This window comes from Streptomyces sp. NPDC049541, assembly GCF_044465725.1.
Classification (GTDB): Bacteria; Actinomycetota; Actinomycetes; order Streptomycetales; family Streptomycetaceae; genus Streptomyces.
In genome coordinates, this window is the sequence record NZ_JBITLY010000006.1 from 389,081 (window position 1) to 404,485 (window position 15,405).

Genomic DNA, 15,405 nt, shown 5'->3' on the forward strand with positions numbered 1-15,405 from the left:
GGTCACCCCCGGGTTGGCGATGTGGCGGAAGCGTGTGTGCCCATGACCGGCAGGCGACGCAATCGCAGCACCTTCCTCCCCACACGCACCCGGCCGCGCAGAGCCACCGCCCTCTCGGCGGGGGCACTGGTCGTCTGTGCCTCGCTCGCCGCCGGTTGCGGGGTCATCCCCGGTACCACGGGGGGTTCCGGGGATGCCCCGATCACCGTCATGACCTGGGCACCTTCGGACACCAACGCGACCAACAAGCCCGGCATGCCGGCCTTCGCGCAGGCCTACGCCCGCTGGATCAACGCCCAGGGCGGCATCAACGGCCGCAAGCTGAAGGTCCTGACCTGCAACGAGCACAACGACAGCGTGGCCGCCGCGAAGTGCGCCCGCCTCGCCGTCAAGGAGAACGTCGTCGCGGTCGTCGGCTCCTACAGCCAGTACGGCGACTCCTACCTCCCCGAACTGGAGGGCGCCGGCATCCCCTACATCGGCGGCTACGGCGTCACGACCGCCGAGTTCACCAGCCCCATGTCCTACCCGGTCAACGGCGGCCAGCCCGTCCTGCTGGCCGGCCTCGGCAAGGAACTGGCCGGCGGCTGCGGCCCGGTGGCGCTCGTGCGGCCCGACAGCATCGCGGGCGACGAACTGCCCGCCATGCTCGACTCCGGACTGAAGGCGGGCGGGCACCGGCCCGCGATCGACCAGCGGGCCGCGGACGACACCACCGAGTACTCCGGGCCCTCGCGGCAGGCGCTGACGGCCACGACCGGCACCCGGGCGAAGAGCGGGTGCGTGATCCCCGCGCTCGGGGACCGCACCGACACCTTCATGGACTCCTTCCGGCGCGACCGCGAGGACTACCCCGCGGTGAAGACCGCCGCCACGCTCGACAGCGTCGACCAGACGGTGATCAACGAGTCCGGCGGGCAGTCGGGCCCGTACGAGGGGTCCTACGTCACCGGCTGGTACCCGGTGTCGAGCGATCCGCGCTGGGGTGCCATGAAGAAGGTGATCCAGGAGCAGGCCTTCGGCGACAACCGCATCGACGCCTCGGACACCGGGGTGCAGACGACATGGATCGCGTACACGGTGTTCAGGTCCGTCATCGCGTCGCTGGGCAGCGGCGATGTCTCCGCCGACACGGTGCGCAAGGCCCTCGACGAGGGGCTGAAGGTCGACACGGGCGGACTGACGCCGACGCTGCAGTGGTCCTCCGAGGGCCCGCTGGCCGGCATCGGCTTGTCCCGCGTGGTCAACGCCGACGTGACGCTCCAGGTCGTACGCGAGGGCCAACTCGTGGCGGCGGACAAGGGGTTCGTGGACGTGACGAAGACGCTGCAGAGCGCGAACGTGAACTGAGGCTCACGTCCGCGCTCTCACCTCACAGCTGGGTCGGCTGGCGCTGGGTCAGGCCGTACGTCTTCGCGATGGCGTTCCACAGCTGGGCCGCCTCGACCTTCTGCTGGCTGGCGGTGCCGCTTGCGCGGTTGCCGGCCGCGGTCTGGCCGGTGGGGCGGGCCTGGCCCTTCTTGCACCCCTTCTTGCCGCCGACCTGGTCGGCCCAGGCCGCGTAGTGGTTGTCGGCCGCCGCGGACGCCTGCCAGGCCCTGGTGAGCGCGGCGGTCAGGGCGGCGTGGTTCGGGAGCTTGTCGACGGACAGGCCGGACAGCCGGGTGACCAGCTCGGCGCGCTGCTTGGCCGCGTCGCGCAGGTCGGAGGCGGCCTGGCCGAGGTCCTTGCACCCCTTCACGCTGTCCACCGCCCGGATCACCGAGGCCCGGCTGCCGCCGCTGTCGGCGAGCAGCTTGTCCAGGGCTGTGGCCTGCTGCTTCGCCGGATCGTCGGCCGACGAGGCGGAGCCGTCGGTCGCCGGGGCCGTGGCGGACACGGTCTGGTTCTTGTCCTTGCCGCCGCTGCTGCCGCCCCCGCCGTTGAGCAGCGCGCCGGCGCCGATGCCGAGCACGACGATGCCGACACCGATCACGGCGATGAGCGGCACCCGTGAGCGGTTGCGGCCGCTGCTGCCGCCGTCGCCGGGCGGAGCGTACGCGGCCTGCGGGGGCGGCGGCGGCTGCTGGAAGCGCGGCATCTGCTGCGTGGGCTGAGCGGGGCTCCCGGCACCGGGCCCGCTGCGGAACAGGTTGTCGAACTCGGCGGGCGGCTGCCGGTCCCCGCCCTGCGGCATGCCGTACGGCGCCTGCCCGGTCACGGGAGGCATGTACTGGGTGGCCTGGGAGTCGGGCCCGGCCGCATGCGGCGCATGCCCGAGGAACTGCGTCGCCTCGGAGACCGATCCGCCCCCACCCACCTCGGGCGGCAAGGCCCCCGGCGCGACGGGCGGAATGTACTGCGTCGCCCCTTCGGCATCGGAAACAGCAGCGACGGGCGGTATGTACTGGGTGGCCCCCTCGTCCACAGCGGGCGGAAGCGGAGCACCACCGGGAACAGTGGGGGACAGCGGCACGGCCGGTCCTCCCTGAGCGGCGGGCGGCAGCGGGGCGTTCGCCGGAGGCAGCGAGGTCGCGGGCTGCCCGCCGTAGGACGGGGCCGGGGTGCTCTCGGGGGGCAGCGGCCCGGACGCGTGCGCACCCCACTGGTCCGGGGGCGGCGACTGCTGCTGGTCGGGTGCCCCCCACGCCGGGGCCGGCGGCGTCGGCCAGCCCTGGCCCGGCGGCGGGGCCGGGCTCTGCTGCTGGTCCGGACCCCACGGCGTGCCCCAGGCCTGACCGCCGGGCGGGGCCGGGGCCTGCGGGCCGCCGTACGGGCCGCTCTGCTGTCCGCCGTACGGGCCTGCCTGCTGACCGCCGTACGAGCTCGTCTGCCGGCCGTTGTACGGGCCTGCCTGCTGCCCGGCGGGGTCGCCGGCAGGCGGTCCGCCGTAGGGGCCGGGCTGCGGGCCGGTCGGAGCCTGGGCGCCCAGCATGCCCGGCAGCAGGGGCTCGCCGCCGTCGGAGGGCAGCACGATGCCTTCGCGCGCTTCGCGCGGCGAGGGCTCCTCGCCCTGTCCACTCTGCGTCACCGGGACTCCTACGAATGGGGGACCTTCGGAATCGTCGGCTCACGCTACCGGGTCCCCCGAGCCGGGTGCCACGCAGCTCAGGGCGCAACCTCCTTCCCTGTGACAGCAGTAACAAAACCGCTCTGCATACCGCTGTATCTGTCACCCACTCCGGCCGGCCCCGCACGGCAACCGGCCGTTTCCCGTGGGTTCACGCGGCCGCCTGCAGGTCGAGCCGTGCCCCGAACTCCCGCACCACCGGCTCGTCCCGGTACGGCTCGAGGCGCTGCTGGAAGTCCTCCAGGTACTCGGCGCCCCGGTTGGAGCGCAGGGACTCCAGGAGCTCCACGGCCTTCAGACCCGTGTTGCAGGCCTGCTCGATCTCCCGCTGCTGCACCTGCGCGGTGGCCAGCAGCACATACCCGATGGCCCGCCTGCGCGCCTTGGTCTCGGGCAGCCCGGCCAGGGACTCCTGTGCACGCCGCGCCGCCGCCTCCGCCTGCCCGAGGTCCCGGTGGCAGTGCGCCAACTCGTCGGCCAGATAGGCCTCGTCGAAGTGCGTGATCCACGCCGGGTCGTCCCCGGAGGCGGAATCGGCGGACTCCAGCGCCGTGACCGCCCGCCCGGACGCCACCTGGGCCGCCCGCGCATCGCCCATCAACGCGTGCCCGCGCGCCTCCGCCGCATAGAACATCGCCTCCGCGCGCGGTGTCACGCGCCCACGCGCCCCCTCCTGCGCCGCCCGCGCCAACTGCGCGATCTCACGCGGATTTCCGAGCTGCGCGGCGAGATGGCTCATGGAGGCGGCGAGGACATACCCGCCGTAGCCGCGGTCCCCGGCGGCCTGCGCGAGCCGCAGCGCCTGGATGTAGTACCGCTGGGCCAGGCCCGGTTGCCCGGTGTCGACGGCCATGTAGCCCGCGAGTTCGGTCAGCCGGGCCACCGCGGCGAACAGGTCACGGCCGACGGCCTCCCGGTACGACCCCGCCAGCAGCCCCGAGACGACGCTGTTGAGGTAGTGCACGACCACCGGGCGCACATGCCCGCTGCCGTACTGATGGTCCAGATCCACCAGCGCCTGTGTCATCGCGCGCACGGCCGCCACGTCGGACTGTCCCACCCGCGGTCCCGCCGAGCGTGACACCTGCGAGTCGGGCGAGGAGATCAGCCAGTCCCGGCTCGGCTCGACCAGCGCGGAGGCGGCGACGGACGAGCCGGACAGGAAGTCCCGGCGCCCCACGTCACTGCGCCACAGCTCACAGACCTGCTCGATGGCCCCCAGTACGGTCGGCGAGAACTGGAGCCCGACACCCGAGGCGAGGTTCTTGCCGTTGGCCATGCCGATCTCGTCGATCGTGACCGTACGGCCCAGCTTGCGGCCCAGCGCCTCCGCGATGATCGCCGGGGCGCGTCCACGGGGCTGCTGCCCGCGCAGCCAGCGGGCCACGGACGTCTTGTCGTAGCGCAGGTCGAGGCCGTGCTCGGCGCCGCACATGTTGACCCGGCGGGCGAGCCCGGCGTTCGAGCACCCCGCCTCCTGGATGAGCGCCTGCAACCGTTCGTTCGGCTGTCGCGCGACGAGAGGCCTTGCGGCCATGGCGTACCCCCTGGGAACAATTCCCTGAAGCGAAAAGATCCGGCCGTGAAGATCAATGCCCCGCCGACAGACCTAAAATGCGAGGCTTGCGCGGATTGCCGGGGTAAGACACAGGCTCTTACGCGGAACCCGACCCCACCGGTGGCTACCCAGCTCACGCCGAGGTTCCTCCCGCGCGCCCCCACACGTGCATCCATGCGCCCCAGATACGGAATCAATGCTCCTCCCCCGCGCGCGTTACCCCCGTAACTCCAGGTGGATGCGGGAGTTGAGTTCACCGTGGAAGAGACGATCGCCGGCCCCGAAGCCGCTCAGATTCCGAAGCAGCGTGGGGAATCGCTGCAGGAGACCGCCGTCCGCTACGCCGAGGAGCGCCACTGGGACGTCTTCCCCGGCACCTGGCTGGAAGCCGTCGACGGGGTGTGGCACTGCTCCTGCGGCGACACCGCGTGCGCCGCGCGCGGCGCGCATCCGGCGGACGACGACTGGGAGGCGCTGGCGACGGGCAGTGCGACCGTCGCCCGCCGGATGTGGCAGAAGCATCCGACGGCGTCGATCCTGCTGCCGACGGGGCGTACGTTCGACGCGATCGAGGTCGCCGAGACCGCGGGGTTCCTCGCGCTGGCGCGCATGGAGCGCATGGAGTTGACGCTCGGTCCGGTGACGTTGACGCCGGATCGCCGGATGCACTTCTTCGTGCTGCCCGGCGCGGCGGTGAAGATGCCCGAACTCGTGCGGAAGTTGGGCTGGTCGCCCTCGTCTTTGGATCTTGTTGCGCTCGGGGAGGGGGCGTATGTGGCTGCGCCGCCCACGCGGTACGGGGCGCGGGGCGCCGTTCAGTGGGCCTGTCGGCCCACGCCCGCCAATCGGTGGCTGCCGGATGCGGAGGAGTTGATTTCGCCGCTTGCCTATGCGTGTGGGCGGGATCGGTAGTTCGGCGGGTGCGGGTTGTGCGTGGTTGCTCCCGCCCACGCGGCGGAGCCGCAGATCAGCACAGCCCCGCGCCCCTGTCGGGCGGCTGCAGCGCCGTAGGGTTGATCCATGACGTCAGCCGCCGTGCGCGTACAGGGACTGTGGAAGCGGTTCGGGCAGCAAGTCGCCGTTGCCGGGATTGATCTGGAACTGCCCGCCGGGAAGTTCATCGGGCTCGTGGGGCCGAACGGGGCGGGGAAGACCACGACCCTCTCCATGGTGACCGGGTTGCTGCGGCCCGATCAGGGGAGCGTCGAGGTCGTCGGGCACGACGTGTGGCGGGATCCGGTGGCGGTGAAGGCGCGGATCGGGGTGCTGCCGGAGGGACTGCGACTCTTCGAGCGGCTGTCGGGGCGTGAACTGCTCGCCTACAGCGGGCGGTTGCGCGGGCTGCCCGGGGCCGAGGTCGACAAGCGGGCCACGCAGCTGCTCGACGTACTCGACCTGGCCGGCGCCCAGCACAAGCTCGTCGTCGACTACTCGACCGGTATGCGCAAGAAGATCGGCCTCGCGGCCGCGCTGCTCCACAACCCCGAAGTGCTCTTCCTCGACGAGCCGTTCGAGGGCGTCGACCCGGTGTCCGCCCAGACCATCCGCGGGGTCCTCGAGCGGTACACGGCGTCGGGCGCCACCGTCGTCTTCTCCTCCCATGTCATGGAGCTCGTCGAGTCCCTGTGCGACTGGGTGGCCGTGATGGCCGCCGGCCGCATCCGCGCGCACGGCACGCTCGCCGAGGTCCGCGGGGAGGCGGCCTCGCTGCAGCAGGCGTTCCTCGAACTCGTCGGCGCGGGCGGCCGCGACACGGGGTCGAGCCTGGACTGGCTGGGCGGCGGCGCACGATGACGGGCGAAGCCAACCTCACTGCCGTCTTCGTACGGCTGAAGCTGTCGCTGCTGCGCAACGGGCTCAGGCAGTCCGGCGGACGGCGGGCCGCCTATGTCGTCTCGGCCGTCGTCGTGGTGCTGTTCGGGGCGCTGCAACTGCTCGGGCTGATCGCGCTGCACGGCAACACGCACGCCCTGTCCGTGGTCGCGCTGCTGGTGGCCGTGCTGGCGCTGGGCTGGGCGGTGATGCCGCTGTTCTTCCCGAGCGGCGACGAGACGCTCGACCCGACACGCCTGGTGATGCTGCCGCTGCGGCCCCGGCCGCTGGTGCGGGCGCTGCTGGCGGCCTCGCTGGTGGGCGTCGGGCCGCTGTTCACGCTGCTTCTGCTGGCCGGTTCGGTGATCGCGGTCGCACACGGCGGCGCGGCGTACGCCGTCGGTGTCCTCGCCGTCGTCCTCGGACTGCTGGTGTGCGTGGCCCTCGCGCGGGCCGTCGCCGCCGCCAACATCCGCCTGCTGACCAGCCGCAAGGGCCGCGACCTGGCAGTGCTGAGCGGACTGGTCATCGCGGTCGGGGCGCAGCTGGTCAACTTCGGCGCGCAGCACCTGGGTTCCTCCGGCCTCTCGCAACTCGACCCGGTGGCGGACGTCCTGAAGTGGGTGCCGCCCGCGTCGGCCATCGGCGCGGTGCACTCGGTGAGCAACGGCTCCTACGGCGTCGCCGCCCTCCAACTGGGCCTGAGCGTGGCCGCGTTGACACTGCTGCTCGCCGTGTGGTCACGCCATCTGACCCGGCTGATGACCTCGCCCGACGGCTCCACCCTCCAGGCCGCTGAGCCCGCCGCCCGCGAACGGACCACCGGCGGCCTCGCCCGCCTGCTGCCCGCCGGCCGCACCGGCACGGTCATGGAACGCAGCCTGCGCTACGTCTGGCGCGACCCCAAGACCAAGGCGGCCTGGGTCACCTCGCTCGCCATCGGCCTGATCGTGCCCGTCTTCAACGCACTCCAGGGCACCGGTTCGATCTACTTCGCGTGCTTCGCCGCGGGGATGCTCGGCATCCAGATGTACAACCAGTTCGGGCAGGACACCTCGGCGTTCTGGATGGTCGCCACGACCATCTCTTCCGCGCACGACGCCTATGTCGAGCTGCGCGGGCGAGCCCTCGCCCTGCTGGTGATCACCCTGCCGTACGCCACCCTCGTGACCGTCCTGACCACCGCGATGCTCGGCGACTGGCCCCGCCTGCCCGAGGTGCTCGGCCTGTCCTTCGCGCTGCTCGGCGCCATGCTGGCGACCGGCGCATGGACGTCCGCCCGCTTCCCGTACTCCATCCCCCAGGAGGGCTACAAGAACGTCGCCCCCGGCCAGGCAGGCCTCGCCTGGATCTCCATCTTCGGCGGCATGGTCTCCGCAGCCCTGCTCTCCGCTCCCGTCATCATCGCCACGATCTGGGCAAACGTGGCCAAGGACGGCGACCAGTGGGGCTGGCTGCTGCTGCCGGTCGGCGCGGCATACGGCGCAGGCATCACCCTGGCAGGCCTACGCCTGGCAGCCCCACGAACGGCGGCCCGCCTCCCGGAGATCCTGACCGCGGTGAGCAAGGGCTGAGGGTACGTCTCTAACGCCGGAGGCCTGCAACGCCCCTGAAAGGGGCGCGGGGAACTGCGCGATCCACCACAAACAACCCGCACCCGCCCGCAAACAGAACCCCCCGAGCTATTGGGCGCCCCGGCCCAGCCTCACGCAGTGAACACCGCGTCGAGGAACGGCTCGACGGCCGCCCGCCAAGCCGCCGGCTGGTCATAGTGCACAAGATGCCCCGCATCGGCCACCTCCGCATACTCGCCGAGAGGCAACACCCGCACCATCTCCTGGGCCTCGGCCCGTCCCAACTCCCCGTCGACCCCGCGCACGACAAGCGCCGGACACCGCACCTGCGCGAGTTCCTCCCAGTGCGCGTCATACACCCACGTCTCCCGGGAACGCAGCATCTGCTCGTAGTCGAAGACGGGCCGCCAGCCGTCGGGCGACTCGTGCATCACCTCGGCGTAGAACTCCCCCCGTGCCGGATTCGGCCGCTCCACCCACGGATCGTCCTCGCCGAACCACTTGCGTACGTCGGCGAGCGTGGCGAAGGGGACGGGCCAGGCCTTGAACCAGTCGGCCCACTCCCGCTGCGAGGCGACCCCCAGGGCGGAGGCCCGCATATCGCAGATGATCACGCCCCGCACCAGTTCGGGGCGCTTGGCGGCGAGCTGCCAGGCCGTCAGCGCGCCCATGGCGTGGCCGATGAGGACGGCCGGGGCGAGGCCGAGCTGCTCGAGCGCGGCCTCGGCGTCCTCGACGTACGCCTCACGGGTGAAGGAGGCCTGTGCGGGCTTGTCGCTCTGGCCGTGGCCGCGCTGGTCGAGCGCGACGGCGCGGTGCCGCCCGGAGAGCCAGCGGGCGGTGGACGCCCAGTGCGAGGCGCGGCCCATCAGGCCGTGCAGTAACAGCACACCGGGGGTGTCCTCGGGCGCGGGTTGCGCCGGGTCGGCCTTGGGAGGGTCGCCGAACTCCCAGGCCGCGAGGCGTACGCCGCCCGCACCCGTCACGTCGATGCGTCGCGCCATGGTTCTGGCACCCCCCTAAGCTCCGCTCGGACCCGCTCGCTCCCGCTCGAGGCGGCCGGTCCTGTGAACCGTGTCCTGCCGTGTCGTGCAGCTGCCTGTTCGTGTGCGCTCGGTTCTTGTGCGCTCAGTGCTGGTGCGCTTGCTTCTGAGGCGCTCACTCCTGAAGCGCACATTCCGCGTGACCTGTCACTGAAGACTATCGAATAGATATTCGAAAATAGGGTGCCTGCGGGCAACACCCCTCGTACGAGTGACCTCGCCCGAGGAATGATCGCCGCCGCCGCGGGGAGATCTTCAGCGGGAGGCGGACCGCTCGGGGAAAACGGTCCGAAGGGGATGACCCTGAGAGCTCGGGGCTCCGGGTCAACACAGGGGAGGACAGGCCCCGGCGCCACACGGCGCCGGGGCCCTCCACACGTCTGCGGCACATCCTCCCGGCCCCCTCAGGTCATATGCCTCACGCGACAGCCTCGCACGCGAAACGTCCGAGCGCTGCGATTTCGACGCACCGGATACCGGCGGCCGAAGAGATCACGACAAGCCCGCAGGCCTCCCCAAACTCCCCTGGAACAGGGGGAGTTGACGGTGTCAGCGCTTGGCGACGAACACATGGGAGGCGACATCCGCCTCCAGCTCGGCCGCCTCACCACCACTGCCCACCAGCACACCGCCCGCCGACTCCGTCACACTCACCACCGAACCGGGCTGCACACCCGCCCGCCGCAGCGTGTACATCAGCTGCGCATCCGTCTGGATCGGCTCACCGATACGGCGCACCACGACCGTCTTGCCGTCCGCGCCCGGGTCGAGGTCCGCCAGCGACACCATGCCCTCGTCCAGGAACGGGTCCGCGCCGTCCTTCTCGCCCAGCTCCTCCAGACCCGGGATCGGGTTGCCGTACGGCGACTCGGTGGGATGCCGCAGCAGCTCCAGCACGCGCCGCTCCACGGCCTCGCTCATCACGTGCTCCCAGCGGCAGGCCTCCGCGTGCACCTGCTCCCACTCGAGACCGATCACGTCGACCAGCAGACACTCGGCGAGCCGGTGCTTGCGCATCACGCGCGTGGCGAGCCGACGCCCCTCGTCCGTCAGCTCCAGATGGCGGTCCGTCGCAACGGACACGAGACCGTCCCGCTCCATCCGCGCCACCGTCTGGCTGACGGTCGGCCCGCTCTGGTCCAGCCGCTCGGCGATCCGGGCGCGCATGGGGACCACACCTTCCTCCTCCAGCTCGAGGATGGTGCGGAGATACATCTCCGTGGTGTCGATCAGTCCGGACATACGTGCCCCTCGATGAGATCTGCCGGAAGCACGACAGCTTCCCGGCGTGTGCGCTGGCCCTGGCTTCAATTCTGACGCATACCACTGACAACCGTGCCTCGCCGTTGGAACCACGGCGTTACGACCGGGCACTCGCCCCCCGTATTGACACGGCACTGGTCCAGACCGCACGGTGATCCGCGACACATCCGCGCCCGGACCTCACACCGCCCCGGAAGGACCCGCATGAGCGACGGCAAACTGGCCGGCCAGTTCTTCGACGCCGCGATCGACCTCCTGCAACGGGTCCGGGACGAGGAGACACAGTCCATCACGGCGGCCGGCACCCTGCTGGCCGACACCGTCACCGGCGGCGGCCGCCTCTTCGCCTTCGGCGCCGGTCACTCCTCCCTCGCCGCCCAGGACGTCGTCTACCGCGCGGGCGGCCTCGCCCTGATGAACCTGCTCGCCGTACCGGGCGTCGTCGGCGTCGACGTCATGCCGGCCACCCTGGGCTCCGCCCTGGAGCGCGTCGACGGCCTCGCGACCGCCGTCCTCGACTCCTCGCCGCTCCGCGCCGGGGACGCCCTGGTGATCATCTCCCTCTCCGGCCGCAACGCCCTCCCCGTCGAAATGGCCCTGCACGCCCGCGCGCTCGGCGTGAAGGTCATCGGTGTGACCTCAGTGGCGTACGCGACGGAGACCCGGTCCCGGCACAGCTCCGGCACCTATCTGCGCGACCACTGCGACCTCGTCCTCGACTCCAAGATCCCCATCGGCGACGCCACCCTCACCCTCGACACCATCCCCGCCCCCTTCGCCCCGGCCTCCACGGTCGTCACCAGCGCAATCCTCCAGGCGGTCATGGCCACAGCAGCAGGCACCCTGGCCGAGCGGGGCATCGAACCGCCACTGCTGCGGTCCGGCAACGTGGACGGCGGCCACGAATGGAACGCACGAGTGATGGACGAATACGGGGACCGGATCTTCTACCAGCAGTAGTCGTAGCTGCGGGCAGTCGTGTCGCTGGGGCGGCTCCCGACCCAAGGAGAGCGGCACCCCGCACGCGCGGGGAAGCGATCCCGCCCCCACCCGGCCACGGGCCTATGCCCGCCCCACAACCCCCGCCAGATCCAACGCCGCAGCAATCCGCACAGCGACATCCTCCGCGTACACCGCGTCCACCCGCTCGAACTGACTCCGCCCACTCCCCCGCAGAAACGTCACGACCCCCAACGTCCGCCCCCGGCTCCGCAGCACCGCACACAACGCGTGCACGGCATCCGCCGGCCACTGCCGAGCCTCCGCCCACTCCCGCGCCTGCTCCGCCGGCACCGCCCCCACGCTCGCCCGCACGGACCCGGCCCGCTCCACGCACTGCAACGCCGGGTGCCCCTGCCCGTACCGCACCGGCAACCCCGCCTGCCCGGTCAGCAGACTCGGCCCCGGCGCCCCCGACGGCGTAGTGGCGACCCGCACCAGCCGTACGGGACCCTCCGCCGCCCCGTCGGCCACCGCACCGCCCGCCACCCGGTCGATCAGCGCATGGTCGGCGAACCCGGCGAGCGCAAAGTCCAGATGGACGGTCGCCGCCTCACCCGGGTCCTCGCACTCCGCGGCCGCCCGAGCCGCCCGATGCAGCTGATTCGTCCGGAACCGCAGCAGCGCCGCCTCCTGCTCGCCCTGCTTGCCCTCCGTCACGTCCTGGAAGAGCCACGCGACACCCAACGGCACCGGCTCCTCCGCGAGCGGCGACGCCAGCCGTACGAATCCGCAGCGCCAGCAGCGCCGCTGGTCCCCCTCCGACGTCCGCACACTCACCCAGATCTCGGCCGGCGCCGGCGGCGCACCCTCCGCCAGCACATGCGTGAGCGCGCTCTCCAGCTCCTCCACACCCTGGGCGAGCAACTCCCCCAGCGGCCGCCCCAACGCCGACGTACGCCCGATGCCGAGCGCCCGCGCCGCATGAGCATTCACCACCGCGGGCCGCAGATCGGCATCGACCAGCACGACACCCCAGCTCGCGTCCTCGAACAACGCCTCGCTGAGCGCGATCGACCGCTCCAGATCGATCTGCGCATGCACCTCACTGAAGGCGCAGTACACCCCCGCGGGCTTGCCGTCGGGCCCGCGCACCGCCGCGGACTGCGTCCGCACCAGCACCCGCCCGCCGTCCTTCGTCAGCAGCGCGAACTCGTGCACCTGCCGCCCCGGGGCCTCCATGGCGGACATCAGCCGCCGCTCGACCTCCTCGGCATCCGCGGGCCGCACCGCCCACCCCGCGAACCCCTGCCGGCCCACCGCCTCGGCCGCGGTCCACCCCAGAATCCGCTCGGCCTCACGATTCCAATGCGTGACGACCCCGCCCGCGTCGAAGGCACACAGCGCCGCATCCATACCGTCGAGCAGCGCGGCCAGCAGATCGGAGCCGTCAGGACCCACCGGGCCGGCCCGCTCGGGCTCATCAGGCCCCAGCTCGTCGGTGGTCCCACTACGCCGGGAAGCACTCACCTGGACCCCCTGCCAAGCTGCGTCCGCACGTACGGCGCGTCGGTTCGCTCACTCGCAATCATCTAACTGGAACGTGACGCAGCACACACCGAGTTCCCCCAAGATTGAAGGAATCGTTGTAACACCCGCCGACCCCTATGATCCGGCCATCACCAGCCGAAGATCAATCCACAGATCACTCTCGCCGTCCAGCACATACCGCTCGGTCTCCACAAACCCGCACTTCTCGGCGAACCGCAACCCACCCTCATTGGCCGCCAGGACACAGGTCTCGACCGCCCCAGCGCCCAGCACACGCGCGTGCGCCAATCCCTTCTCGTAGATCGCCCGCCCGAACCCCCGCCCCCGGAACTCGGGCAACACCCGCGCGATCACCGTGGCCACACCCTCATCACCCTCCGGCGGCCGCACGGTCGAACACCCGACGAGAACATCCCCGAGATACGCGTTCTCCAGCCGATAACGCCCGAGCCGCTCACGAGCCTCGTCCAGCGACATGGCGGCAGGCGGCACGATCTCGTTGTGGACGAACCGCCACTCCTCCAGCATGGCCTCGGAGTCCACGGCCTCGATCCGCAGCACCGGGCGCCGCGCATACACCTCGATCTCGATCTTCATCCGGGGATCCGCAAGCCCGACCACCAACATGGTCGCCGCCGGCCGCACCTCCCCGAACGCCGCCCGCAGCACCGGCCAGCACGGCTCGAAGTCGTCCCTCTCGGGCAGCAGATACCGCACCCGCACGACATCGCCCAGCCCGCACCCCGCCTCCGCGAGCGCCGCCCCGATGTTCCGTATGCACTGCTCGGCCTGCTCGACGACGTCGTCCGAGATCGTCATCGTCGAGTAGTCGAACCCCGTGGTCCCGGACACATGCACCCAGTCCCCGTCGACCACGGCCCGTGCGTAACCGATCTGCTCCTCAAAGGTCGATCCACTGAGAATCGCGCGTCGCTCCGTCATGGTCGAAAAGCTAGGTCACCGGCCCCGTCAAAAAAAGTGGTTGATCGTGCGCCGACCGGTTCTTAGGGTGTGGGCTACACGAGAAGGGAGGTGGTTCGGCAGATGTATGAATACCGGACGCGTGAGGTGACTGCGGGCTAGCGGCTCGCCACCACACCGAGTGCGGTGCCGGACCAGCGCGGGAGAGAACCGTGCAGCCGGCCCAATCCCAAGCAGTCACCCGACCCGCGAGCTCGCCGGCACGTCCGGCCGGCTCCTCCGCCGAGGCGGAGGGACCCGAGCTCGCGGGTCGTCTGCGTTTCCGTGCCGGCTCTCAGTGGGCGATGCCCTCGTAGCCCTCGATCTCCGAAGGACGCCGCGCGCCCGGCCCCACATACCGTGCGGACGGTCGCACCAGCCGGCCCGTGCGCTTCTGCTCCAGGATGTGCGCCGACCAGCCGGCCGTGCGGGCGCACGTGAACATCGAGGTGAACATGTGCGCCGGAACCTCGGCGAAGTCGAGGACGATCGCCGCCCAGAACTCGACGTTCGTGGCAAGGACGCGGTCCGGGCGCCGCGCGTGCAACTCCGCCAGTGCCGCCTTCTCCAGCGCCTCGGCGACCTCGAACCGCGGAGCGCCCAGCTCGCGGGCCGTGCGCCGCAGCACACGCGCGCGTGGGTCCTCGGCGCGGTACACGCGGTGTCCGAAGCCCATCAGCCGCTCGCCCTTGTCGAGGGCCTGCTTGACGTACGCCTCCGCATCCCCGGTCCGTTCGATCTCCTCGATCATGCCGAGGACCCGGGAGGGCGCGCCGCCGTGCAGCGGGCCGGACATCGCACCTACGGCCCCGGAGAGCGCCGCGGCGACATCCGCTCCGGTGGAGGCGATGACGCGGGCGGTGAAGGTGGACGCGTTCATGCCGTGCTCGGCGGCGGAGGTCCAGTAGGCGTCGACGGCGGCGACGTGCTTGGGGTCGGGCTCGCCGCGCCAGCGGATCATGAAGCGCTCGGTGATCGAGTGGGCCTTGTCGATCTCCCGCTGCGGAACCATGGGGCGGCCCTGGCCGCGGGCCGACTGGGCGACGTAGGAGAGGGCCATGACGGCGGCTCGGGCGAGGTCCGCGCGGGCCTGCTCGGCGTCGATGTCGAGGAGGGGTTTGAGGCCCCAGACGGGTGCCAGCATGGCCAGTGCCGACTGGACGTCCACTCGGATGTCGCCGGAGTGCACGGGGATCGGGAACGGCTCGGCGGGCGGCAGACCGGGATTGAAGGCGCCGTCGACGAGGAGCCCCCAGACGTTTCCGAAGGAGACATGACCGACCAGGTCCTCGATGTCGACGCCCCGGTACCGGAGTGCGCCGCCCTCCTTGTCCGGTTCGGCAATCTCCGTCTCGAACGCGACGACTCCCTCGAGTCCGGGTACGAAGTCGGACATCAGGCGGCTCCTCATGATGTGTACGACAGATGTGCAGGGCAGAAGAACGGCGGCTCGGCCGCTGGATCCCCGGTCGTATCGTGCGACTCGTGGTCCTGGGTGGCCACCCTGGTGATGCCCCACGCGGCTGGTCGCTCAACCAGAACGCAGCAGCACGATATCCCCGAGTGCCACTTTTGGGGAGACTTCGCGGCACTCAGTGCCACAGGTGCTCGAGGTCGGCGACGGGCGCCCATGCCGAAATCATGACGGACGCCATG

The 15,405-nt window shown here is 71.3% G+C and carries 12 protein-coding genes; 5 read left to right on the forward strand and 7 right to left on the reverse strand.

Translation table 11 applies throughout. The features are described from left to right. Positions 1-42 precede the first annotated feature (42 nt). A complete protein-coding gene (locus ACIBW9_RS24285; RefSeq protein ID WP_398958287.1) occupies positions 43-1,350 on the forward strand; it encodes an ABC transporter substrate-binding protein in 1,308 nt (435 codons plus the stop codon). A 22-nt stretch (positions 1,351-1,372) separates the two neighbouring features. Here the strand turns inward: ACIBW9_RS24285 and ACIBW9_RS24290 are convergent, their stop codons facing one another. Together ACIBW9_RS24290 and ACIBW9_RS24295 are read right to left on the reverse strand one after the other, a co-directional pair. Beyond that, entirely contained in the window at positions 1,373-3,010 is a 1,638-nt protein-coding gene (locus ACIBW9_RS24290) for a hypothetical protein (protein WP_398958288.1), read from the reverse strand. 190 nt (positions 3,011-3,200) lie between these two features. Next, on the reverse strand, positions 3,201-4,586 hold the full coding sequence (locus ACIBW9_RS24295; RefSeq protein WP_398958290.1) for a transcriptional regulator: 1,386 nt from the start codon (positions 4,584-4,586) through the stop codon (positions 3,201-3,203). A 279-nt stretch (positions 4,587-4,865) separates the two neighbouring features. On the opposite strand from ACIBW9_RS24295, the gene ACIBW9_RS24300 reads away from it, so the two are divergent. The 3 genes from ACIBW9_RS24300 (at position 4,866) to ACIBW9_RS24310 (ending at position 7,993) form a co-directional block, all read left to right on the forward strand. Further along, positions 4,866-5,519, forward strand: a complete 654-nt coding sequence (locus ACIBW9_RS24300) for a bifunctional DNA primase/polymerase (RefSeq protein ID WP_351478019.1) — start codon at positions 4,866-4,868, stop codon at positions 5,517-5,519. Between the two features lie 108 nt (positions 5,520-5,627). Next, positions 5,628-6,401 (forward strand): ABC transporter ATP-binding protein, encoded by a 774-nt coding sequence (locus tag ACIBW9_RS24305; protein WP_398958293.1) that lies wholly within the window; start codon positions 5,628-5,630, stop codon positions 6,399-6,401. After that, the gene (locus tag ACIBW9_RS24310; protein WP_398958294.1) at positions 6,398-7,993 is read left to right on the forward strand and encodes a transporter; all 1,596 of its coding nucleotides are present in this window, start codon (positions 6,398-6,400) and stop codon (positions 7,991-7,993) included. Before ACIBW9_RS24305 ends, ACIBW9_RS24310 begins: the two co-directional genes overlap by 4 nt. A gap of 131 nt (positions 7,994-8,124) precedes the next feature. Here the strand turns inward: ACIBW9_RS24310 and ACIBW9_RS24315 are convergent, their stop codons facing one another. Continuing rightward, positions 8,125-8,997, reverse strand: a complete 873-nt coding sequence (locus ACIBW9_RS24315; RefSeq protein ID WP_398958296.1) for an alpha/beta fold hydrolase — start codon at positions 8,995-8,997, stop codon at positions 8,125-8,127. A 588-nt stretch (positions 8,998-9,585) separates the two neighbouring features. Next, entirely contained in the window at positions 9,586-10,278 is a 693-nt protein-coding gene (locus tag ACIBW9_RS24320; protein WP_030941023.1) for a metal-dependent transcriptional regulator, read from the reverse strand. Between the two features lie 225 nt (positions 10,279-10,503). Between ACIBW9_RS24320 and ACIBW9_RS24325 the strand changes: the two genes are divergently transcribed. Continuing rightward, complete coding sequence (locus tag ACIBW9_RS24325; RefSeq protein WP_398958298.1) at positions 10,504-11,259, forward strand: SIS domain-containing protein; 756 nt, start codon at positions 10,504-10,506, stop codon at positions 11,257-11,259. A gap of 102 nt (positions 11,260-11,361) precedes the next feature. Here ACIBW9_RS24325 and ACIBW9_RS24330 read toward each other — a convergent pair whose 3' ends face one another. The 3 genes from ACIBW9_RS24330 to ACIBW9_RS24340 form a co-directional block, all read right to left on the reverse strand. Continuing rightward, positions 11,362-12,768: a PAS domain-containing protein gene (locus tag ACIBW9_RS24330; RefSeq protein ID WP_398958300.1), complete on the reverse strand. Its 1,407-nt coding sequence runs from the start codon at positions 12,766-12,768 to the stop codon at positions 11,362-11,364. 135 nt (positions 12,769-12,903) lie between these two features. After that, positions 12,904-13,731: a GNAT family N-acetyltransferase gene (locus tag ACIBW9_RS24335; RefSeq protein ID WP_398958302.1), complete on the reverse strand. Its 828-nt coding sequence runs from the start codon at positions 13,729-13,731 to the stop codon at positions 12,904-12,906. A 313-nt stretch (positions 13,732-14,044) separates the two neighbouring features. After that, the gene (locus ACIBW9_RS24340; protein WP_398958304.1) at positions 14,045-15,145 is read right to left on the reverse strand and encodes a citrate synthase 2; all 1,101 of its coding nucleotides are present in this window, start codon (positions 15,143-15,145) and stop codon (positions 14,045-14,047) included. Positions 15,146-15,405 lie beyond the last annotated feature (260 nt).

Coding starts and splice junctions, on each gene's coding strand:
- ACIBW9_RS24315 (WP_398958296.1), bottom strand. CDS start 8,997: ATGGCGCGACGCATCGACGTGACGGGTGCGGGCGGCGTACGCCTCGCG.
- ACIBW9_RS24310 (WP_398958294.1), top strand. CDS start 6,398: ATGACGGGCGAAGCCAACCTCACTGCCGTCTTCGTACGGCTGAAGCTG.
- ACIBW9_RS24320 (WP_030941023.1), bottom strand. CDS start 10,278: ATGTCCGGACTGATCGACACCACGGAGATGTATCTCCGCACCATCCTC.
- ACIBW9_RS24305 (WP_398958293.1), top strand. CDS start 5,628: ATGACGTCAGCCGCCGTGCGCGTACAGGGACTGTGGAAGCGGTTCGGG.
- ACIBW9_RS24325 (WP_398958298.1), top strand. CDS start 10,504: ATGAGCGACGGCAAACTGGCCGGCCAGTTCTTCGACGCCGCGATCGAC.
- ACIBW9_RS24295 (WP_398958290.1), bottom strand. CDS start 4,586: ATGGCCGCAAGGCCTCTCGTCGCGCGACAGCCGAACGAACGGTTGCAG.
- ACIBW9_RS24340 (WP_398958304.1), bottom strand. CDS start 15,145: ATGTCCGACTTCGTACCCGGACTCGAGGGAGTCGTCGCGTTCGAGACG.
- ACIBW9_RS24285 (WP_398958287.1), top strand. CDS start 43: ATGACCGGCAGGCGACGCAATCGCAGCACCTTCCTCCCCACACGCACC.
- ACIBW9_RS24335 (WP_398958302.1), bottom strand. CDS start 13,731: ATGACGGAGCGACGCGCGATTCTCAGTGGATCGACCTTTGAGGAGCAG.